We start from the raw sequence: 20793 nt of genomic DNA on the forward strand, positions 1-20793 counted from the left end.
GTCTCAAAACAGCTTCTCAAAGAGAAATTATCGGCTTTTGAGCAAAAAGCGAATAATCGGTTCGAACTTACCGAAAAGTTTTTGAAATACAATGTGGAATTGGCAAACGAGAGTACAAATGAAGAAAAACTTCATTTGTACAAAAAAGTCGGTTCGAACTTTCAAATAAAGGATCGAACCGTCTTTTTTGAGCCACGCGGAGCGTGGAAAAACCTTTTGGATTCGGGAATTTTTGGCGGGAATGCGTTTGTGTCGCGCCTACGGCGCGACCCCATTTCGGCTTCCAATTCTGATTTTCAATTTTGGCGGAGAGGGAGGGATTCGAACCCTCGGACCCCGTAAAGGGTCAACACCTTAGCAGGGTGCTCCATTCGACCGCTCTGGCACCTCTCCATTTTAGTTATCTTCGAATCAAGATTCGGTCACACATAAATTTCCTGACGGAAATTTTGCGCGACCCCGGCTCGCGGTTTTTGCCTTTCCCTCGACTTCGCTCGGGAAAACAAAAACAACGCTCTGCCTCTTCAAACCGTCGCAAGCCAAGCAGTTGGCTTGCTTCGGCTCATCGCAGTCCCACTTTCGTGTGGCTGCAATGAGCCGATCGGTTTTCAGCCCTCGGACCCCGTAAAGGGTCAACACCTTAGCAGGGTGCTCCATTCGACCGCTCTGGCACCTCTCCAATGTATTCAATTTCTTGTCAGGGGTATCCCCGCGTCAAGTTGCCCTATTCTGCCCTACTTTGATTCATTTTTCAAATACGACAAAACTTAGTTTTTATTGTACGATCATGTAAGGAAGTTAGATTATACTTGTCTACACACTATATATGAACAAACTTTTACTTATAGTTGTCCTTATTTTGATCGCCATTGGTGGTGCCTGGTACGGTATTAGTCAGATGAACACAGAGCCAAGCGACACTGATCCTAATGGCAACGGGAACGGTGATGAAGTAACAGAAAAAGACGATCTCATTCGCGTTACTTCCCCGACCCCGAACCAAGTTATTACTAGCCCGCTTACCGTTGAAGGAGAGGCGCGCGGGCAGTGGTATTTTGAAGCAAGTTTTGCGGTGCGCATTCTTGACGCCAACGGCACTGAGCTCGGCGTTATTCCTGCTCAAGCAGAGGGTGAATGGATGACTGAGGAGTATGTTCCATTCTCTACTGAGCTTAGATTCTCTGCCCCATCGACAGACACCGGTACAGTTGTCTTTGAGAAAGCTAATCCATCCGGCCTGCCGGAGAACGCAAATGAACTACGCATACCGGTTCGATTTGATGCCGACGCACCAGCACAACGAAATGTATCACTCTACTACTACAACCCTGAGCTCGATCAAGACGCGAGCGGTAACATCCTCTGCTCTGATGCCGGACTTGTCGCTGTGGAACGAGAAATTCCTGTGACCCAAACTCCGATTCAGGACACTATCAACCTTTTACTTGAAGGTGAACTAACAGCCCAAGAAGAAGCACAAGGTATTGAAACTGAGTATCCACTTGATGGATTCGAACTCACCGGCGCAAACCTAGAAGCCGGAACACTCACCCTGAGTTTCAACGACCCCAACAATGCGACCAGTGGCGGCTCCTGCCGTGCCGGCATTCTCTGGATGCAGATCAGAGAAACTGCGTTGCAATTTGATGAAGTAGAAGAAGTAGAATTTACTCCGGAAACCCTCTTCCAGCCGTAGCCAGTAATTCAAAACCCCGGTCGCCTCAGGCGACCGGGGTTTTTCTTTTCACCGAGTCATCGCTATACTACCAGGCGATGACCTCCAAAAAATTCAAAAAGAAATTCAAAAAAACCGTTTGGGATCACTATAGAAAGCACGGCCGAGATATGCCATGGAGAATTAACAAGCACCGTTCAGCAAAGACGGTGACACCCTACTGCATTCTTGTCTCCGAACTTATGCTCCAGCAGACACAGGTACCGCGGGTCATTCCGAAATACAAAGAATTCATTGCTCGCTTCCCCACCTTCAGAGCACTCGCGCAGGCCAACACAAAGGATGTACTCACGTACTGGAATGGCCTCGGATACAATCGTCGGGCGGTGAATCTTAAACGTACTGCCGAAGTAGTTACCGCCAATTACGCCGGCAAACTCCCACATGAGGAAAAAATGCTCACCGCACTCCCGGGGATTGGTCCGTACACCGCTCGAGCAGTTCAAGCATTTGCCTTCAATATTCCAAACGTGATCATCGAAACAAATATTCGCACGGTATTCTTTCACCACTTTTTCTCAACCGACGAAACGATCCACGACAACGAGCTCTACACGCTTGTAGAAAAAACACTTGATCAGACACACCCGCGCGAGTGGTACTACGCCCTGATGGACTACGGCGCACACCTCAAGCAAAGCGGCATACAACTCAACACCAAAAGCACTCACTACACCAAACAATCACCCTTCAAGGGATCCAATCGTGAAGCACGCTCCAAGATCCTCAGCTACATTATGGAGAACGGTCCGGTAACGGCCGGTAAAACCGCTCGCGCAACCGGTTACAAAAAAGATACAGTCGAAAAAAATCTCACAGCGATGGTTACAGAAGGCCTGCTCTCCAAGCAAGGCGTTTATTTCACTCCGGCCAAGTGAGTGTATAATGCGCCCATGCAACCTGAAGACCTCCTCACCCAACACTTCCGCCTCAAAACCGATCAGGTCAAGGCATTGAAGAAACTCGGAATCGAAGCGGTGCGCGATCTTCTTCTCCATTTCCCCACGCGCTACGGCGACGTAGCACGCATCACCACTGTCGACTCTTTGCGCGATAAAGAACACGCCCAGATCTACGGACATGTAAAAGCGATCGAGACCAAAAAGAGTTTTCACGGAAAGGTTCCTATGGCCGAGGCAACGATCCGGGACGACACCGGTACGGTTAAAGCGGTCTGGTTTCATCAGCCGTATATCGCCAAGATGATAAAAGAAGGCGCACTCGTACGCGTCGAAGGAGAGGTTTCCGAGAAAAACGGGAAGCCGAGCTTTGCTAACCCCGAAATTGAAGCTGTCAATCGTATCCCGACCGGTGTCGGCGACTCACTGTTCTCAGAGGATATCGAGCTCTACGCGCAGCCGATCTATCCGGAGAGCAAGGGCATGACCAGCCGCTGGATCTTTCACGCGATACAAAAGATCATGCGCGCCGGGGTGCTCGACGAACTCAGTGATCCGATCCCCGAGAGTATCCGCGAGCGATACAAACTGCCTGACCTGCAAACCTCTCTCATCTGGATTCACACCCCAAAGAAAAAGGAGCACGCTGACAGCGCCCGCAAACGATTTGCCTTCGAAGAGATCTTTTTTATTCAGCTACAAAAACAACTTTCGCGAAAGCAGTACGAGAAACACCCAACCTTTCGAATAGACAGAACGTACGACGAGCTACGCACATTCATCGACTCGTTTCCGTTTGAGCCGACCGGCGCGCAAAAGCGCTCGATCAAACAGATCCTGGACGACTTCAAAAAAGACCATGCCATGTCCCGCCTCCTGGAAGGAGATGTGGGCTCCGGTAAGACGTTTGTCGCTGCTGTGACCGCCAAGGCGGTGATCGATACGCGCCCTGATAAAGAAAAGGATTTCGGCAATCTACAAGTTGCCTATATGGCACCAACCGAAGTGCTCGCTCGTCAGCACTTTGAGTCATTCAAGGAATTCTTTGCAGACTCACCTATCAAGCTCGGCCTGATCACCTCAAGCGGCTGCGAAAAGTTTCCTTCAAAATCAAACCCGAGTGAATCCACTAATATCTCCCGCAAAAAACTTCTCCAGTGGGTCGCTAACGGCGAGATCCCGATCCTGATCGGGACACACTCACTTATTCAAGATTCGGTCGAGTTTGAAAACCTAGCCTACGTGATCGTTGACGAACAACACCGCTTCGGCACGCTCCAACGCGCCAAGCTGCGTAAAAAAGACGATGACGTGTTCCCCCACCTGCTGTCGATGACCGCCACACCGATTCCGCGCACGCTTGCCTTGACCATGTACGGCGACCTCGACCTCACTCTGCTCGATGAGATGCCCAAGGAACGCAAGCAGATCAAAACCGCAGTTGTTCCGCCGACCAAGCGTCAAAATGTTTACGCCAAGATCCACCAAGAGCTCGAGGCTGGCCGGCAACTCTATGTGATCTGCCCGCGCATCGATGAGCCGGATCCTGAACAAGAGCAAGCAATTCTGGCCAAGTCAGTGACCGAGGAAGCCAAGCGGCTTAAGAAAGATATCTTTCCCGACTACGAGATAGACATTATGCACAGTAAGATGATCCCTAAAGAGAAGAATGAGGTTATGGAGCAGTTCGATTCAGGCGAGATCGATATCTTAGTTTCGACCTCGGTGGTGGAAGTGGGCGTGAACGTCCCCAACGCCACGATGATCATCATCGAAGGCGCTGAGCGATTCGGGCTGGCGCAACTTCACCAGCTGCGCGGTCGAGTCATGCGATCCTCACACCAATCGTACTGCTTTGTCTTCACCGACTCAGGTTCAAAGAAAACCAAGGATCGTCTTGAAGCGCTGAAAAAAGCCAAGAATGGATTCGAGCTCGCTGAGTACGACCTTGCACAACGCGGCGCCGGCGAGCTGGCCGGCAGAAAACAGTCCGGCATCTCCGACCTTGGCATGGAAGCGATCAAAAACATAAAGATGGTCGAGGCAGCTCGAGAGGAAGCAAAGACGCTTGTTGAGGCTGATGAAAAACTCAAGCACTATCCGCTACTGCGTAAACGTATTGCCTCAAAAGGCAGCGACATACATTTCGAATAAGAAAACTCATCAACCCGACAGGCTGATGAGTTTCTTAAAACAAAAACTTCTGGCTTCTATCTTTCTTAGAACGTAAACGCGTCTCGAATAAGTGACACGTCGACAGTGTCAATTTTCTGGTCGCTATTGACGTCTAGATTGTGCTCATCAGACAGTTCATCAAAACCGGTGAACCGCTCTCGGACAGCGTCCAAAAGGATCTCCCGAACACTGTCTTGATCCTCTTCTGAGAGTGAGTCAAAGTCAGTGATCAAGCCTACGTCTACAATGTTGACCTTTCCGTCTTCGTTAAGGTCATAGTCCATCTCCGGCTGATCAGGATCGAGGTTAAAACCGGTCTGATTGTCTCTGATCTCTTGGGCGATGGCGTCCTCGATCTCAGAGTCGGATATGTCTTCTTCCTGATCTTCTTCATCAGCGTCATCGTTGTCTTCATTTGTTGCTTCATCTTCATCATCATTATTATTCGATGATGTTGTAGAGGCATCCTCTACATCCTCTTTTTCGTTATCTTCTTCGTCATTTGTTGACGTTGCTGTGTCATCGCTGTCATCATCGTTATTTTCCGACGATGCCGTCTCGCGAAGACAGGTTGCTTGAGCAAGAGCGGCGCGCGTACGCGGACCGATCTGACCAAAGCCGGTTGTTTCAGGAGAACCGCTGTCGACAATGCCTTTGGCCTGCTGGAACTTCTGCACTGCCTCTTCGGTTATCGGACCGAAGTATCCGGTCGCTTCCGGATACTCAAAGAATCCCTGCTCTTTGAGTGATTTCTGAACCTGCTCGACTGTGGTTCCTGCATCACCTGCTCGAAGTGTTCGACCAAGCTCCAAGCACTGCATTACTTGTTTAGCCCGATCGCTCGCTTGCTCAGGCAAACGGTCACCGAAACTTGGTGGGCCGGCAGCACCAGGTCGGTTACCCGCACCTTCTTGATCACTGGAGGTGGCATTTTCTTCCTCATCCGTTTCTTTATTCTGCCGCAACTCCTTGATCTGCTGTTGGATCTGAGTTATTTGATTCCGCAGCTGTTCGATCTGGCCGCTATTGCCCTGTTGGGCCTGACCGACAACAGGCACACCAATCAGCATTGCAACAACTACCACAAGAGCAAGTTCGGAGAATGTTTTAAATGTACTCATACTATGTATGACAAATTACCTCTTAATAAACACAGTAAAGGGGCACCCGCATAACGGATACCCCTTTCCATAAAACTTATTATACACCCCACCACATTTCTAACAAAGATAAATGTGGACAACTAATATACTGCTTCTATCGCAACACTGATCGGATAGTGTTCCGCTAGAGAAAATACCGACGAAGTTTGATTCCCGCTTCTTTTTCCTATAGTATTTTCATATCAGTATGTTTGTGAAAGAAGGTCTTTCAGGACCGAACCTGCCTGCCGGCAGGCAGGTTCGGACGAAATGTTCCGCCCGAGGCGGACCGTTTCGCTCCTCACTTGCGCCCGTAAGAAAATCTTTCAAACACTGCGTTCCAAGAAAATACAAGCAAGCTTGAATTTTACTTCTCACTTGCGCCCGTAGCTCAATGGTAGAGCGCGAAGCTTATACCTTCGTGGTTCCCGGTTCGAATCCAGGCGGGCGCACAAAATATGCGAAGCAGATTTTTGGTGTCTGCAAGGAGAGCATTTCTGCTCTCCTGTCTGGATGAGAAAGGCGGAGCCATGTCGCACGGAGCGGAGCGAGTACGACGGGCGAGCCCGGCCAGGAGCCCACTTAGCGAATGAAGACCGAAGGGATGAGTGAGCTTAGTGAGCTGACGGCGAATCCAGGCGGGCGCACCAGACAATAATACAAAACAGCCTTGTGGTTAAACAGGGCTGTTTTTTGAAACTCTCATAAGACGATCACCTACCCCACATGTCCTCCAACATGTTTAACGTCAGGCACTGCGTCCTCTTCTTTTTTCTTTACTTCAATACCATGGGCAACCAAGATCTCCTCGAACTCATCACGCTCGATCGTTTCAACTTCTATAAGACGATTGGTGATAACTTCGAGAACTTTTCGATGGTCCGTGAGGACCTGCTTTGCCTTATCATGAGCCTCGTTAATGATACGTGTCACCTCGGCATCAATTTTCGCATTCACTTCTTCCGAATACTCACTTCCTTCGTCCATACCGTAATGAGGTTTGCCATCGTCCATATCATACGCAACCGGACCAAGTGTTTCCGACATACCGTACTTGGTCACCATTGCTCGCGCCGTAGCAGACAGAACCTGGAGGTCGTTCGATGCCCCGGTTGTAATATCACCGAACACCATTTGCTCGGCAACATATCCACCAAGCGACATCGAGATATCATCCAAAAATTGATTCTTTGAGTGAAGTCGTCTGTCTTCAAACGGTAACTTCAGCGTATAACCGGCAGCACGACCGCGTGAGATGATCGATATCTTGTGTACCGGATCAGTGTGCGGCAGCACACTCGCAACAAGCGCGTGCCCTGCTTCGTGATAGGCCGTGATCTTTTTCTCACGCATCGAGAGAACATGGCTTCGCCGCTCCGGACCAAGCATCACCTTCTCGATCGAACGGATCAGATCAAACTGAGAGATGTGGTTACGGGTCTCTCGAGCAGCAAGGATCGCCGCTTCATTGACCAAGCTGTAAAGATCAGCACCGGAGAAACCGGGGGTTCGCTGTGCAATAACCTCGAAATCAACATCTTCGGCCAACGGCTTCTTCTGAGCGTGCACATTAAGGATCGCTTTTCGGTCGCTTTTGTCCGGCAGATCGATCGTAACTCGGCGATCGAAACGACCCGGGCGAAGTAATGCAGGGTCAAGCACGTCCGGTCGGTTCGTTGCAGCCATGACGATAACTTTTTCATTTGGCTCAAACCCGTCCATCTCTACTAAGATCTGGTTGAGGGTTTGCTCCCGCTCGTCATTGCCACCACCCATTCCCGATCCACGCACCCGACCAATAGCATCGATCTCATCCACAAAAATAATAGCCGGCGCAGCTTGCTTGGCCATCTTAAAGAGATCGCGTACTCGACTTGCTCCAACACCAACGAACATCTCAACAAACTCCGAACCAGAGATAGAGAAGAATGCTACGCCCGCCTCACCGGCAACAGCGCGGGCAAGCAAGGTTTTTCCGGTGCCCGGAGCACCCATCAACATCACACCCTTGGGTATCTTTGCGCCGATCTTAAGAAACTTTTTCGGATTCTTCAGGAAGTCTACGATCTCAGACAACTCTTCTTTTGCCTCCTTCGCACCGGCCACATCTTTGAATCTGACTCGTTGTCCCTTGTCATCAGGGGAGGTCATACGCGCCTTTGACTGACCGAACGTGAATGCCTGCATCCCCGCTCCTTTCACTTGTCGCATAATAAACCAGAGAAAGATGACGATGAAAATAAGCGGGATCAAAAACGGCGCCAGGTTCATAAGCCAAAATCCAAGCCCGCCTTCCCGCTCTACTTCTATATCCACAACGGAAAGCTGCTCCGAAGAGATGTCGTAATTTCGAAATGTCTCGGAAAGCGCTGCGTCTGCTTCTTTCTGAGCGGTCTTCTTATCGCCATCGGCGTACTCAATAGCCAGGTCGTTCCCATCTATGGTAATGCCGGCGACCTGCCCGTCTCGTATGTCTTCCATGAGTTCAGAAATAGTGATCGATTCAGGCCCTTCTTGCTGATCGATCACGAACGAATACGCTGCGATAAGCAATACAAAGACCAGCAATGTCGTGAGTAAATTCACCCAAAACGGTCGTTTCGGTGCGCCGCTCCCCTTCATTGAGATCTTAACGTTTTTCTTGTCTCCCCCTTCATTATTGTCGTTTCCAAATAGTGCCATAAGAAATTATTATACATAGAAAGTCGGTGTTTTACTAGCAAAACACCGATATAACTTGCTCTTTTCCTCAATTTGCCCAGAAGCCTTCTCATTCAAAACAATGCCATAAAGCACATAATTATCAAGTGGCGCATTTTCTGCTATGCTTCCCTCATGGCCTTGATCCAGAATAAGAAATTTCATCTTAACTTTGAAGCTCAAGAAACGTTTGAGGCGGGCATTGAACTCTTCGGCTTCGAAGTTAAATCGGTCCGCAACAAACTCGGCTCACTCGATGGCGCATATGTCATTGTCCGTGGTGGCGAGGCGTATTTAGTGAACACATATATACCTCCCTACCAGCCGGCAAATTCCCCAGATGACTATGATCCGTATCGAACCCGACGCCTTCTTTTGAAAAAAAAGGAGATCGCGGAATTAGCCGGAGCAGAGCAACAAAAGCGATTGACAATCGTACCGAAATCGATGTATAATAGTCGAGGAAAGATCAAGGTTGAGATCGCGATCGCACAAGGAAAGAAAAAGTACGACAAGCGTGAAGACATCAAAAAGCGTGATATGAAGCGAGATGTAGAGCGCGACCTTAGAGACCTGTAGTTATTTGAAAACTGAATAGACGTTATTTTCATACGGGGATGCCAGGCATCGACAGGGTTTGGCCTCTGGTATGTGCAAAGCAGAGGGTGCGAACTTCCTCTTAAATCCGCTCGCGTCTCTACGTGCAGACAAAACAGCACAAAAGGCAAAGTCTATCGTCTCACCATTCTTTGGTCAGAACGACTTTGCTTTCAGTTACGCTACAGCCTAACTCCGACGTCATGTCGGAGTCCCGACCTTCGCGTCGGGGCTGACGTCTACGATCTTGATATCTGATAGAGATCCGTAGGCGGTATAACCATCAGGTTCGGTTCAGCCAGTCGTCTCATGGTCGGACTTAAACAACGGGACTCGGTATCAGTAGATTTTGTCTATTTCATACTACTGATCACTTAAATCGCCTATTGGCGAATGGAGATAGACTACGCTTTGTAGACTCATATCAGACCACTCCTTGCACGTGGGTTCAACTCCCACCATCTCCACTCGACTCCGTAAACCCGCACTTTAGTAAAAGTGCGGGTTTTACTTCGCTCGTGGCAAGCCACTCGACTCCGTAAACCCGACTAAGGAGTCGAGTGCCCTGAGCGAGGTGACGAGTCGAACGGGCCTGTTACAATATGTTTATGTATTACATCTATATGGCACGAAATAAAACAAATTATCTTTACGTCGGTATGACCGACAATCCACACCGGCGACTTACGGAGCATAACAACGGTAGCGGTTCCATCCATACTAAATCAGGAAGATTTTCCCTAGTTTTTATTGAAGAACACCAGACATTAGAGAAAGCCCGCCAGCGTGAAATACAAATCAAAAAGTGGACGCGTGACAAAAAAGAGAAACTTATCACTCGATACAAACAAGGTCTCCCGACCAGACCATAGTCAACTTTAATCCAAACCTGTCTTTTGCGAATACATGGAGCAAAAAACGTAGTGACTGCGGGATCACTCCGCCCATCTCCACTCGATTCGACCTCGCACAGATCGGCCTCACTCGTGGTAAACCACCTCGACTCCGTAAAACAAGCTATGGAGCTAACTCTATAACAACTCTATTATTAGTGCTCGTGACCGTGCCCCTCTTCCTCATGAGCATGATCGTCGTGCTCGTCGTCATACTCATGTATTTCTTCATCATGAAATTCCTCTTCCTCATGACTGTGATCATGTCCATGCAAATCTCCCTCTTCCCCATGGGAATGCACAGCAACCTGGTTAACTCCGAACATCAGAACTAACCCGACCAAAAACCATACGAGGTGTTGTCCGTGCTGAGTTTTTGTTTGTGAACTACGTACTGAATGCGGAATAAGATCAAAGAAAACCACGACCAGAAACGCTCCGGCGGCAATTCCCAAGACCGGTGTCTCAAGAACAGCAAAAAGATCCAACAGCAATATACCGCCGATCGAACCAACCAGAATAGTGGAAGAAATGGCAAAATTAATACTAATTGCCTTCACAACTGAATAGCCGGCCTGGCGAAGTACGAAAAATTCAGAAACCTCCTGGACCAACTCGTGAACAAAAATACTGATCGCCGTGATCACCCCTAACGCCGAACTTACGGTGAAGGCTACTGCCAGAAGCACACCGTCACCTAGGTTATGGATCGCATCACCCATAAGGATGCGACGCGCGTCGACCCTGGTGTGACTATGGGTTTCTTCATGTTCATCATGGTGGTGGTGAAAGACCGGCAGAAGCCAGAAGACAAACCAGATACCGATGGCCCCGACTGCAACCCAAAACAATCCTGAAAAGAGATTCGTAGCGACATGCAGGGTTTCATTAACTAATTCATACGAAACCACCAAAAACACACCGGCGGAAAAACTCACCAAAAACCGTAAATTCTTCTCGATAAACCACCCCGCACGGTTCCATATCGCCAACACACCGGTGAGCGAAGCGGCCATAACCAATAATGAATATATAAATACCTCAAACATTATAAGTACTATAGCGCATTTCCACATCCTGACCAATAGCTGCGATTTATATGATATGATGCACGCCAATATGTCATCTGTGCACAGTCGCATATTAACTAAATAGCATGGACGCATTGCAACGCATCTATAACTCATTTTGGCAGTGGTATGAGCGGCATTACACACTTAACGTTACTATCGCTGCTATTCTATTTACTATTCAGATCATTCACCTGATCTGGCTGTATGGCGACGTTATTATGGTGCGCCTTGGTTATGACGCACTGTTCCACGTTCACGAAGGTTTCTGGCACTACGTGATCGTATTTGTTGACTACACCGAGATACCAGCCATCCTGTCAACATCGCTTATTTTCATTAACGGACTGCGTGAAAAATTTAATGGACGCGACCTGCTGTACCTTGTCCTCATCAATTCTCAATGGCTCCACCTGTTCTGGATCACCGACGAGTTTGTGGTTCAAGAACTGACCGGTGCTGGCACCACCTTGCCTACTTGGTTGGCCTGGTTCGCTATTCTAATTGATTATGCCGAACTGCCGGTCATCTACGCCACGATCAAAGAAGCCATCAGCTCCTATCGAGAGAAGGGTATAAAAGGATCGTTGGAAGTGATCCGTGAGAGCAATTAAGGCACTCTCACCTCGACTGCGTACTCAGCAACCGTGTCATTGTTCATGTCCTTTGCTACAAAAGTGATCATATATACTCCGTCGCTTTTCCAACTCCAATTACTGAAGTTTACATCAGCGGTCTTATAACCACCGTCAATCTCACTCATTTCCACGAGCTGACCGCTGCCAACGCGCCAGTGCATTGTGTAGGATAAAGGCGAAGTATCTACGAGACGCGCTCGAAATGTTTCGGTCTCACCCATCGTCTGCCCATCAATACTTGGAAACGCGACGTCGATCTCATCCGGCAAAGTTGTGTTGTCAGACACACTCACATTTCCAAGATCGTTATTCCACGTATACAGACTCCACGAGCCGGTAAAGATTCCAGCCTTTATCTGATATGCTCCATTTTCATTTGGCTTCCAATCAAAACTGAAATCGCGCTCATCTCCCGAACCAAACGACTGACCTGTTCTATATTCCTGATGAACCTTCACTCCTTGTTCGTTGTACACCTCCGCATCAACGATCACATCAGAAGCAGATTCTCCGTCGTTGCGCACACGCACTTGAAGTTCGGTCGATTCTCCCAGCACAAGTGTTTCCGGCGAACTGCCTCCGGCAACACTAAAGTCCGGGTCTCCCAGCTCCTGTGTAACCGTTACCGTGCCCACACTATTCTCCCACGTATAAAGCGACCACGAATTGCTAAAGACAGCTGCTGCAACCCTGTATTCACCGACACTTTGTGGTTGCCACGAAAAATCATACCCGCGCTGCTGACCATCCGTGAACGACTGACCTGTCTTATATTCTTGATGCACCTTTGCGCCATTTTGACCGTAGATCTCCAGATCAACGATCGCGTTCGATACCGGGTCTCCGGTATTTTTTACATTAAATGAAATTGTTGTTGAATTCCCAACACGAGCATCAGAATCATTTCCGCTTATATCAAAAGAAGTCTCAGCAGAAGGTGGCGGAGGCGTTCCTCCGTTTCCTCCACCCGATCCGACAAACCACTCAGCCATAACTTCCTCTGCTTCTTTGTTCTGCGGTGTGAAATTTCTATCACCATCACCACCTGCATTCGGGTCTCCTTCCCAATGCCACAGCGACACTCCTTTCATGCTGTCGTGCCGATCCCAGTATTCAAACAGGGCACGGTACAGATCGGCTTGTTTTTGCTGGCTCGTATCTCCCCATCCGTCCCACGGCTGATTGTTCGCGAACTCAACACTGCGATAGCCGACCTCAGTGAACATAATAGGCATATTGCCGTTTTCTTGTTGAAACGGGCGTATGTCGTCGCTATACCGTCTACCCCACGCATCCACGTAGTCGTCTTTGCTACTCCCGGTCAGCGGGTAGTACGCTGAAATACCGAGATAATCAAGGGCATCCCAAAACTCTATACCGGTTTTTTCGTTCGCAAAACTACCGCTTCCCCAATTAGCACTGTACGTAAGCCATCCACTAAACTCTTCCCGAACTGCGGATATCATTTCACGCCAGCGCCGTTCGTTGTCGCTATTCTCTCTTGAAGATGCGACCTTGATCAGCTCCGAGCCAATAATCATCCCGTCGACATTTTTTTCCTGAGCAATGCGCGCGTAGTGAACAAGCATATCCTCGTAGTTTCGGTACCAGGTATCGCGGTCGTTCGGTTTGATATGTGCTCGCCAGGTTCCATCTTCCGGATCAATGTGGGGTTTTAACACCACATCCAGATCTTGTGAATGAATATAATCGATACCGTCTCGGAGCGTCGCGTCACTAGGTGTACGCCAGTGACGATAAAACAAACTATTGCTGGTCCCATCTTGTTTAAACTCCAGAACGATCGATACATGCGTTACACCGACTTCTTTCAGGTTCCGGATCGATTGCTTGAAATTATCGCTCCGCAACTGACTTTCATACTCAGAAACAATGGTAACTCCCTGATGCCAATCAGCAACTGCAGCTTGAGCGGATGAAGGAAACAAGCCAAAACCGATAGCGACTACAATGGCTATTGCTAATACACGAAACAATAGCACTGAGCGATTTTTTTGGGATGCAAACAGACCATAAAAATGAGAGATATTCATAGTAGATTTACTCCTTCAAATGATAAACATGACCACTATCGTTGCATGCTGTGCCCATCCGTCTTTCAAGCAATACGTAAGATCCTTACTATAAAGTAAAGATGGCTATTACTGACTTTTTATTACACTTCACTCAAAAAACAACTGCCAAAAAAGATCTATTAGTACGTATTTCAAAACCGATCAGCACTCAAACAGCACACTGAAGTAAAGCAAAAGTAAAGATAGCGGCAACCATAAAACCACGCTAAAAGCATGGACTATTCGACCGATAAACCTTAAGACAACAAACAAGGCACATTTAAAAAAACTCTTTATATAAGGCATATTTTCCCTTATATAACACCTTGTCCCGTCAGAAACTATTGACATTCTTGCGCATAAAGGCACAATAGTAGAGTCTAAAACCCGCGAGGTTTTTTCATTTTCCCCCGGTGTATGCCGTCTACTCCAGAAACAAATATCGTCCTTTTTGTAGGTCTCACTCCAGCATTGCTTGGACCTATTCAGGCACTCAAAAAGAAGAAGGGTGTGAATTATCGCTATGCGATCATTCACGACACAAAAACACCCACTCCGGAACAAAAGGAGGTTCTGGATGTTTTTGATATTGAGATCAAAACGAATTTTTCCTCACGAGACACACTCACCAAATCTCTTCAACCATATGAGCACGAACTCCTTGCGATCACTTCCCGCTCAGAATCCAATATCCCCTATTTTCAAAAAGTGATCCCGCACGTACCTTACCTCAGGACACCTACGACCGAATCACTAACGTGGGCAACAGAAAAACTGAAGATGCGCCAACAACTTAACTCATATGACAAGAACATTGGCCCGGCCTTCATGATTGTTCATGATTCAGCAAAAAAAACGATCAAGGAAATCGAGGAAAAAGTCGGCTTCCCTGTTGTTATAAAGCCTACGGGACTTGTTCGAGGTCTTTTGGTCACAGCGGCCTATCATCACGAAGAACTTGAAAAGGAGCTTAACCGGGTTTTCTGGAAAATAAATAAACTTCACCGTGACACAAACGGCCGCGGAGAGCCCTCTGTACTTGTGGAGCAACTTATGGACGGAGAAATGTACTCTGTCGACGCACACGTCACCTCACGTGGCACTATTCACTTTAATCCATTCGTACACGTTAAGACCGGTCGATCGATCGGGTTCGATGATTTCTTCTCGTACCAGCAGATAACACCGACCAGACTCAACAAGCAAAGTGTTGCTGATGCACAAGAAGTTACCGAAAAAGCGATCAGGGCACTTGGTTTACGAAGCACCACGGCTCATGTTGAGCTCCTCAAAACCGAAGACGGTTGGAAAGTAATAGAGGTTGGCCCACGCATCGGCGGATTTCGCCATGTAATGTACAACCTTTCCTACGGGATCGATATCACTGAAAATGATATTAGAACACGTATTCCCCGCCCTATCACTATCCCTCGAACGGTAAAAGGACATACTGCCCTTATTAAAATTTACGCACCGAAGGAAGGCGTTATCACCAAGATAACAGGCGCGAAAAAAGCACAGCAACTTAAATCATTCCATTCGATCAGTGTTCACAAACAAATTGGTGATCGAGCGTATTTCGCAAAAAATGGTGGTCGTGACATTTTCCATGTCACCTTCTTTAACAAGGACCGCCCCAAACTCCTGGCTGATATTCGACGATTCGAAAAGATGGTTGAGATCACCACCAAGTAACGTATCTCCATTCTCATCTCCATAAAATGTCTTTGTGGAATTTATTCAAAACATCCGAGGGATCGCCTACGGAATAACAATAGGTATTTATGAAAATAGCGTTTATCTCTAAGAAAAACAGTACTCAAATTCTTGAATTACAAAAAAAGGCCGAGGAGCGTGGACATGTTTTTGATCTTGTTGATCTCAACGACATCCTCATCTCTTCACTGAATTCTTCAGACGCCATTTCCTCGCTTGGTAAATACGACCTTATTCATTATCAAGCAAGCGTCGGTCACGTTATGACCCCCATTCTTACTGAATGGTTGAGCACAAAAAACATACCTGTCGTCAATAACAGGTACAACCTCCTCCCATTTTTTGAAGATAAACGCTATCAAGTTTTCCGATGCGCATCAGCAGGTATCACCACGCCCCGAACATATCTATCGGCAACAAAAGAATTCGAAGATATAGACCGACTATTGGGCACACCATTCATTCTGAAAGGCGCCGTCAGTGCTCAAGGCAAGCATGTATTCCTGATCAATAACAAGAGCGAATTCGACGAGGTGATCGAGCAATGCGAAAAACCCCTGTTCCAAGAGTACATACCTTCTCGAGCAGATTACCGCGTTCACCGGATAGGCAACGATCTTCCTATTATTTATAAACGCTGTGCGTCAGGAGAGGATTTCCGATCAAACGTATCGCGTGGCGGAACGATCGAGCCGATAACCGACACAGACGAACGTGAAAAACTCGCATCATTTGCTCGTCTAGCCTCTGACGCGATGGAAATGGAGTATGGTGGAATCGACATAATGAAACACCCCGAAAACGAACAACTCTACTTTATAGAATCAAACCGAAATCCCGGCTGGGCACAGGTAAATGACCTGCTCGGAATAAACACCGAAGACCATATACTTGATTTCTACGAGCAAAAAATAGCTGCATAATCTTGATATACACCGCTTTACGTGCTATATTTTGCTCATAGACCACATACGTATTTACCGATAAAGAAACCTATACTTGCCAAGACCACGAAAAAAACAATTTAAACGCCCGCCGCCACGAATTCGAACGAACGAGCAGATTCGTGTCCGTGAGTTGCGCGTTATCGGTGCTGAAGGTGAAAACATCGGCACCATCTCAAGCGACGAAGCGCTCGCCAAAGCCAAAGAAGCCGGTCTCGATCTCATCGAGATCTCCCCGAACGCCAAACCGCCGGTCGCTAAAATAATGGATTTTGGGAAGTATCTTTACGACCAGAAAAAGAAACTCAAGCAGCAGAAAGCGAGTACACAGACGGTCGAAGTGAAGAACATTCAGGTAAAGCCGGCAACAGGTGAACACGACCTGGAAATGAAGGCGAAACAAGCTTCTAAATGGCTTAAAGAAGGCAACCGCGTAAAGGTTGAGCTCTTCTTACGAGGTCGATCTAAGTACATGGATCAGAAGTTCCTTCGCAGCCGCCTGGACCGATTCTTTAACCTTATTACCGAAGAGTTCAAGATCGCTCAGGAACCAAAGAAAAGCCCGAAGGGTTTGACCGCGATCCTCGAGAAAGCGTAGTCGTATTCGGTATCCAGGTCTTCCCGCTACTTTTTGCCAACCCCAGGGGTTGGCAAAAAGTAGGCGTATCCTGTATGGACCATGTCGCCTATAGATACTGAATACCGAACATAGAGCATTGACGCCATTCCCTTAATTTGCTAGGGTTATCTCCATCATCTGATGTGAGAAATATATCATCATGAAGACAAACAACGCATTTAAAAGTCGATTCAAGGTAACAAACAACAAGAAAGTTCTGACCCGCAAAGCCGGCCAGAACCACTTCAACGCGAAAGAATCGCGTCGTTACCAGATCACTCAGAAAAAGAAACTCCAAGACTTCGACATGTCTAACAAGTCAAAGCATCGTTTTCTAAACGTCTAATTTTCTACAAGTTACAGACCGCAAGCTAACACTTAAACCATGGCCAGAGTAAAAGGAGCAAAACACGCCCTCAAACATCGCAAAACAATCCTAAAGCAAACCAAAGGATTCCGTTTTGGACAATCAACCAAAGAGCGACAGGCTCGACAGGCACTCTTCCATGCCGGCCGAAGCGCTTTTCAAGATCGACGCAAAAAGAAAGGTCAGTTTCGACGTCTTTGGAATATCAAGATCAATGCTGCACTTGATCAGATCGAGTCTTCCCTTTCCTACTCGAAATTCATAAAGGCACTTAAGGACGCCGAGATCGGACTGGACAGAAAATCACTTGCCCACATCGCAGAACACAAACCGGAAAGCTTTAAACGAATTGTTGAAAAAGTCTCCTAACGTAAAAAGACGGTCAGAAACAATGAGATCACATAAAATAAACGGCTCACACTACGTGTGAGCCGTTTATTTTATGTTCTACGTAGTTCAATCAAATATATCTAAAGATCAAGCGTGTACTTCTTCCCCTGCTGCGGGCAGATCGCTTTTACACCGATCTCGTCGTTGATACGTTGAGCAAGTACGCTTGAGGATTTTGGCTCTCCCATTGCCAGAAAAACCGTTTCGAGCGTTTCGGCTGCTGAATCAACAAAGTCCAGCAACTGGTCCTGGTCAGCATGTGATGAGTAGCCGCCGATCTTCTCTATTCTTGCTCGAACAGGAATTCGCTGATCGAATATCTCAACCTCTTTCGCCCCTTCTTCGATCTGCCGACCAAGCGTACCGGCAGCTTGGTACCCGACCAGAAGCAGCGTACTGTTCGGATCCGGCAGGTAGTCAAGCTCGTGGTGGAGCACGCGTCCGCCGGTCGACATACCTGAGCCTGCGATAATTATCTTTGGGTTCGGTGCATCCTCTATGGCTTTTGATTCAGGGACCCGTTCGGTCATCTTAAGATTTGGAAACGAGAACGCATCATCGCCGTCAGCAATATCACCTTGTATCTCATCATTATAGGGCTTCACGATACTACGATAGATCTCAGTCAACTTGATCGCCAACGGAGAGTCAAGAAATACTCGTACTGACGGAATTATGTTTTCACCGATCATGTGATTTAGCTCATGCAAAACGATCTGAGTACGCGCGAGCGAGAACGCCGGTATAACCAACGTTCCACCCCGTTCTATACTTTCTTTAACGATCCGGCGGAACTTCTCATCCCTCTCACTCGCCGACTCATGTTGCCGATCGCCATACACACTGTCCATAACCAAGTAATTGGTACCGGGAATCTTTTCAGCATCTCTCAAAAGCGGAGACGGGGAATTACCGAGATCGTCGGCAAACACTAGCTTCTTCTGCCCTGTCTTACCCTCAAGCGTAAACTCAACAAGAGCCGAGCCAATAATATGCCCGGCGTCCTTGAATTGAACAGACAAGCCATCTGCAAGTAAATGTGGCTCGTGATACCTAAGATCCTGCCACTGGGAGAGAGCGCGAGCCACGTCATTTTTCTCATACAGAGGCGCCGTGCCGTCGTCCTTTTGCTTATACGCCATAATACCGAGCGCGTCCTCGTACATTATCTCAACAATACGTTTCGTGATCCCGGTTGAGTAGATAGTGCCACGAAAGCCATCCCGTACAAGCTTTGGAATGCGCCCGATGTGATCGATGTGAGCATGGCTGACGAACAGCGCGTCAACAGATGCCGGCTCATACGCAAACGGCTCGCGATTGAGCTGGTCCGCTTCTCTGCTACCTTGAACAAGCCCACAATCAACAAGCACACTAAAATCTCCATACTCAAGCAAAAAGTTAGCGCCAGTAACATGCTCAACGCCGCTATAGAATGTCAGTGTCGCCTGGTTCATATAAAGGATCGTGATGATGCGTAGTGGGTGTAGATCGTGGGTGAAAATGCCACACATACCAACCGGCCAAAATAGCTCCGAGCAGATTCATGAGCATATCAAGTGTTGTATCAAGCACAATATTAGCAGCCGGACCTCTCGTACTGGTATACCACTCAAAAAGCTCCCAGAGAGCACCTACAGCAAGCACAGAGATTATACTGGTCATCACAAACTGCCACGGCGCACGATACCTCAAGGGTGCCCACGATGAGAACAACAGCACCCATAAGACAAGTATCCCTAATCCGACACCGGCCAGTAAATGCACGAACAGATCGAGCCACACAAAATGATAATAAAGAAAATACTGTTGAGCGGTAAAGTGAACCGTTGTTGTAACGGCAAGCAGCACAACAAATGAAAGCAGGAATGGATGTCGTTTCATGAACTCTATGGTACCACGTCCTCACTATTGCCCCAATAACACCTCTTCTTGAACCACATAATAAAAGAAAAACCTACCACGTGAGTGGCAGGTTTTCTGGATCCTTCAAGGCTACTACCCTAGCAGAGATGCCAGGTGGGTGCTCGCAACACGCGCCGATCTGTTTCTCCGAAGAGATGCATCACAGCGTGGTGATATTGAACTCCCTAAAAGCGTGTTAGCTAGAGAATATGACCTCAAAGGACCCACTTATATTATACACCCGGCAGGATGTAATCGCAAAAACAAAAATACGGCTAATTAAGGCCGTATTTTGCACATCTCTCAATTACTATTCGAGAATGCCATCAAGGTTCACATCGTAGAGTATCTCTTCTTGAATAAGTCGGTAGCTTACCAATTCATCCTTAGAGAACCAGTGCTCGATTTCTCGCTCTGCCTCCTCCGGTGAATCCGAGCAATGAATAAGATTACGTACTGCTCGATCATCTGATGAGCAAATAGCATACGAATCTACCGTAAAATCTCCGCGAATGGTACCCACGTCAGATGTAGCCGGCTCAGTCTCTCCCACCAACTTCTTAACCACTGCAGCTGCTTGATTGCCCTGGAGCGCCAACATAACAACCGGACCTGAGGTCATGTAATTAATAAGAACCTTGATAATATTTCGCCCGTACTCGATCGCCTCCTCCTCGATCGGCAGTCCGGCCTTTTTTCTATCTTCAACGATCCGTTCACCTTTTTCAGTAAACCACGCATCATCTTTGTTATAGTGCTCGAGAAGCTTCTTTTCGTCAGCCAAGGTAAACTTGAGTCCGATAATCTTCAGCCCAACGCGCTCAAACCGCTTGATCACTTCTCCGACGAGTGAGCGCTGAATACCGTCTGGTTTTATAATAACGAATGTTCGTTCATCTTTGTGATGAGCCATACTAGATTTAATTAC

19 protein-coding genes, 2 tRNA genes and 1 other RNA gene are annotated in these 20793 nt (G+C 47.6%); 14 read left to right on the top strand and 8 right to left on the bottom strand.

All coding sequences use genetic code 11. The features are described from left to right. Positions 1-342 (top strand): hypothetical protein (locus WD312_00070; GenBank protein ID MEX2563507.1); only part of this gene is annotated, 342 nt, incomplete at its 5' end. On the opposite strand, the gene WD312_00075 is transcribed toward WD312_00070, so the two are convergent. Beyond that, positions 304-393, bottom strand: a tRNA-Ser gene (locus tag WD312_00075). The genes WD312_00070 and WD312_00075 overlap by 39 nt on opposite strands. Before the next feature lie 433 nt (positions 394-826). On the opposite strand from WD312_00075, the gene WD312_00080 reads away from it, so the two are divergent. From WD312_00080 to recG, 3 genes are all read left to right on the top strand, one after another. Next, positions 827-1696 (top strand): Gmad2 immunoglobulin-like domain-containing protein, encoded by an 870-nt coding sequence (locus WD312_00080; GenBank protein MEX2563508.1) that lies wholly within the window; start codon positions 827-829, stop codon positions 1694-1696. A gap of 77 nt (positions 1697-1773) precedes the next feature. Next, positions 1774-2613, top strand: coding sequence for an A/G-specific adenine glycosylase (locus WD312_00085; protein ID MEX2563509.1), 840 nt, complete (start codon positions 1774-1776; stop codon positions 2611-2613). A 15-nt stretch (positions 2614-2628) separates the two neighbouring features. Beyond that, positions 2629-4788: an ATP-dependent DNA helicase RecG gene (recG, locus tag WD312_00090; protein MEX2563510.1), complete on the top strand. Its 2160-nt coding sequence runs from the start codon at positions 2629-2631 to the stop codon at positions 4786-4788. A 65-nt stretch (positions 4789-4853) separates the two neighbouring features. Here the strand turns inward: recG and WD312_00095 are convergent, their stop codons facing one another. Next, positions 4854-5930 carry a peptidoglycan-binding protein gene (locus WD312_00095; GenBank protein MEX2563511.1) on the bottom strand — a complete coding sequence of 359 codons (1077 nt, stop codon included), beginning with the start codon at positions 5928-5930 and terminating at the stop codon, positions 4854-4856. A 401-nt stretch (positions 5931-6331) separates the two neighbouring features. Between WD312_00095 and WD312_00100 the strand changes: the two genes are divergently transcribed. Beyond that, positions 6332-6403, top strand: a tRNA-Ile gene (locus tag WD312_00100). 265 nt (positions 6404-6668) lie between these two features. Here WD312_00100 and ftsH read toward each other — a convergent pair. Next, complete coding sequence (gene ftsH, locus WD312_00105) at positions 6669-8633, bottom strand: ATP-dependent zinc metalloprotease FtsH (GenBank protein ID MEX2563512.1); 1965 nt, start codon at positions 8631-8633, stop codon at positions 6669-6671. A gap of 153 nt (positions 8634-8786) precedes the next feature. On the opposite strand from ftsH, the gene smpB reads away from it, so the two are divergent. The 3 genes from smpB to WD312_00120 all read left to right on the top strand — a co-directional run bounded on the left by smpB (position 8787) and on the right by WD312_00120 (position 10120). Next, the gene (gene smpB / locus WD312_00110) at positions 8787-9230 is read left to right on the top strand and encodes an SsrA-binding protein SmpB (GenBank protein MEX2563513.1); all 444 of its coding nucleotides are present in this window, start codon (positions 8787-8789) and stop codon (positions 9228-9230) included. Positions 9231-9264: 34 nt separating this feature from the next. After that, positions 9265-9718: a transfer-messenger RNA gene (gene ssrA, locus WD312_00115) on the top strand. A gap of 138 nt (positions 9719-9856) precedes the next feature. Next, positions 9857-10120, top strand: coding sequence for a GIY-YIG nuclease family protein (locus WD312_00120; protein MEX2563514.1), 264 nt, complete (start codon positions 9857-9859; stop codon positions 10118-10120). A gap of 176 nt (positions 10121-10296) precedes the next feature. Here the strand turns inward: WD312_00120 and WD312_00125 are convergent, their stop codons facing one another. Beyond that, positions 10297-11190, bottom strand: coding sequence for a ZIP family metal transporter (locus WD312_00125; protein ID MEX2563515.1), 894 nt, complete (start codon positions 11188-11190; stop codon positions 10297-10299). A gap of 107 nt (positions 11191-11297) precedes the next feature. Between WD312_00125 and WD312_00130 the strand changes: the two genes are divergently transcribed. After that, positions 11298-11825 (top strand): hypothetical protein, encoded by a 528-nt coding sequence (locus WD312_00130; protein ID MEX2563516.1) that lies wholly within the window; start codon positions 11298-11300, stop codon positions 11823-11825. On the opposite strand, the gene WD312_00135 is transcribed toward WD312_00130, so the two are convergent. Continuing rightward, positions 11822-13903 (bottom strand): CARDB domain-containing protein, encoded by a 2082-nt coding sequence (locus tag WD312_00135; GenBank protein ID MEX2563517.1) that lies wholly within the window; start codon positions 13901-13903, stop codon positions 11822-11824. The two genes, WD312_00130 and WD312_00135, sit on opposite strands and share 4 nt — an antisense overlap. 438 nt (positions 13904-14341) lie before the next feature. On the opposite strand from WD312_00135, the gene WD312_00140 reads away from it, so the two are divergent. The 5 genes from WD312_00140 (at position 14342) to rplT (ending at position 17939) form a co-directional block, all read left to right on the top strand. Then, positions 14342-15619 carry an ATP-grasp domain-containing protein gene (locus WD312_00140; GenBank protein ID MEX2563518.1) on the top strand — a complete coding sequence of 426 codons (1278 nt, stop codon included), beginning with the start codon at positions 14342-14344 and terminating at the stop codon, positions 15617-15619. An 89-nt stretch (positions 15620-15708) separates the two neighbouring features. Beyond that, positions 15709-16563: an ATP-grasp domain-containing protein gene (locus WD312_00145; GenBank protein ID MEX2563519.1), complete on the top strand. Its 855-nt coding sequence runs from the start codon at positions 15709-15711 to the stop codon at positions 16561-16563. A 76-nt stretch (positions 16564-16639) separates the two neighbouring features. Next, positions 16640-17182, top strand: a complete 543-nt coding sequence (gene infC, locus WD312_00150) for a translation initiation factor IF-3 (GenBank protein ID MEX2563520.1) — start codon at positions 16640-16642, stop codon at positions 17180-17182. 181 nt (positions 17183-17363) lie between these two features. Next, positions 17364-17549, top strand: coding sequence for a 50S ribosomal protein L35 (locus WD312_00155; GenBank protein ID MEX2563521.1), 186 nt, complete (start codon positions 17364-17366; stop codon positions 17547-17549). Between the two features lie 39 nt (positions 17550-17588). Then, the gene (gene rplT / locus WD312_00160) at positions 17589-17939 is read left to right on the top strand and encodes a 50S ribosomal protein L20 (GenBank protein ID MEX2563522.1); all 351 of its coding nucleotides are present in this window, start codon (positions 17589-17591) and stop codon (positions 17937-17939) included. 101 nt (positions 17940-18040) lie between these two features. Here the strand turns inward: rplT and WD312_00165 are convergent, their stop codons facing one another. The 3 genes from WD312_00165 to WD312_00175 form a co-directional block, all read right to left on the bottom strand. Next, positions 18041-19417 carry an MBL fold metallo-hydrolase gene (locus WD312_00165; GenBank protein ID MEX2563523.1) on the bottom strand — a complete coding sequence of 459 codons (1377 nt, stop codon included), beginning with the start codon at positions 19415-19417 and terminating at the stop codon, positions 18041-18043. Next, positions 19389-19844: a hypothetical protein gene (locus WD312_00170; GenBank protein MEX2563524.1), complete on the bottom strand. Its 456-nt coding sequence runs from the start codon at positions 19842-19844 to the stop codon at positions 19389-19391. The genes WD312_00165 and WD312_00170 overlap by 29 nt, the downstream gene beginning before the upstream one ends. Before the next feature lie 331 nt (positions 19845-20175). After that, positions 20176-20778, bottom strand: coding sequence for a nucleoside-diphosphate kinase (locus WD312_00175; protein MEX2563525.1), 603 nt, complete (start codon positions 20776-20778; stop codon positions 20176-20178). Positions 20779-20793: the final 15 nt, after the last annotated feature.

It is taken from the genome of Candidatus Paceibacterota bacterium (genome assembly GCA_040905715.1).
In the GTDB taxonomy this organism is placed as follows: Bacteria; Patescibacteriota; Minisyncoccia; order Phycocordibacterales; family CSBR16-193; genus JBBDHZ01.

What these genes read in the sequence shown, in the direction of transcription:
- WD312_00080 (MEX2563508.1), top strand. Translation starts at nt 827, where the DNA reads ATGAACAAACTTTTACTTATAGTTGTCCTTATTTTGATCGCCATTGGT.
- WD312_00085 (MEX2563509.1), top strand. Translation starts at nt 1,774, where the DNA reads ATGACCTCCAAAAAATTCAAAAAGAAATTCAAAAAAACCGTTTGGGAT.
- recG (MEX2563510.1), top strand. Translation starts at nt 2,629, where the DNA reads ATGCAACCTGAAGACCTCCTCACCCAACACTTCCGCCTCAAAACCGAT.
- WD312_00095 (MEX2563511.1), bottom strand. Translation starts at nt 5,930, where the DNA reads ATGAGTACATTTAAAACATTCTCCGAACTTGCTCTTGTGGTAGTTGTT.
- ftsH (MEX2563512.1), bottom strand. Translation starts at nt 8,633, where the DNA reads ATGGCACTATTTGGAAACGACAATAATGAAGGGGGAGACAAGAAAAAC.
- smpB (MEX2563513.1), top strand. Translation starts at nt 8,787, where the DNA reads ATGGCCTTGATCCAGAATAAGAAATTTCATCTTAACTTTGAAGCTCAA.
- WD312_00120 (MEX2563514.1), top strand. Translation starts at nt 9,857, where the DNA reads ATGTATTACATCTATATGGCACGAAATAAAACAAATTATCTTTACGTC.
- WD312_00125 (MEX2563515.1), bottom strand. Translation starts at nt 11,190, where the DNA reads ATGTTTGAGGTATTTATATATTCATTATTGGTTATGGCCGCTTCGCTC.
- WD312_00130 (MEX2563516.1), top strand. Translation starts at nt 11,298, where the DNA reads ATGGACGCATTGCAACGCATCTATAACTCATTTTGGCAGTGGTATGAG.
- WD312_00135 (MEX2563517.1), bottom strand. Translation starts at nt 13,903, where the DNA reads ATGAATATCTCTCATTTTTATGGTCTGTTTGCATCCCAAAAAAATCGC.
- WD312_00140 (MEX2563518.1), top strand. Translation starts at nt 14,342, where the DNA reads ATGCCGTCTACTCCAGAAACAAATATCGTCCTTTTTGTAGGTCTCACT.
- WD312_00145 (MEX2563519.1), top strand. Translation starts at nt 15,709, where the DNA reads ATGAAAATAGCGTTTATCTCTAAGAAAAACAGTACTCAAATTCTTGAA.
- WD312_00155 (MEX2563521.1), top strand. Translation starts at nt 17,364, where the DNA reads ATGAAGACAAACAACGCATTTAAAAGTCGATTCAAGGTAACAAACAAC.
- rplT (MEX2563522.1), top strand. Translation starts at nt 17,589, where the DNA reads ATGGCCAGAGTAAAAGGAGCAAAACACGCCCTCAAACATCGCAAAACA.
- WD312_00165 (MEX2563523.1), bottom strand. Translation starts at nt 19,417, where the DNA reads ATGAACCAGGCGACACTGACATTCTATAGCGGCGTTGAGCATGTTACT.
- WD312_00170 (MEX2563524.1), bottom strand. Translation starts at nt 19,844, where the DNA reads ATGAAACGACATCCATTCCTGCTTTCATTTGTTGTGCTGCTTGCCGTT.
- WD312_00175 (MEX2563525.1), bottom strand. Translation starts at nt 20,778, where the DNA reads ATGGCTCATCACAAAGATGAACGAACATTCGTTATTATAAAACCAGAC.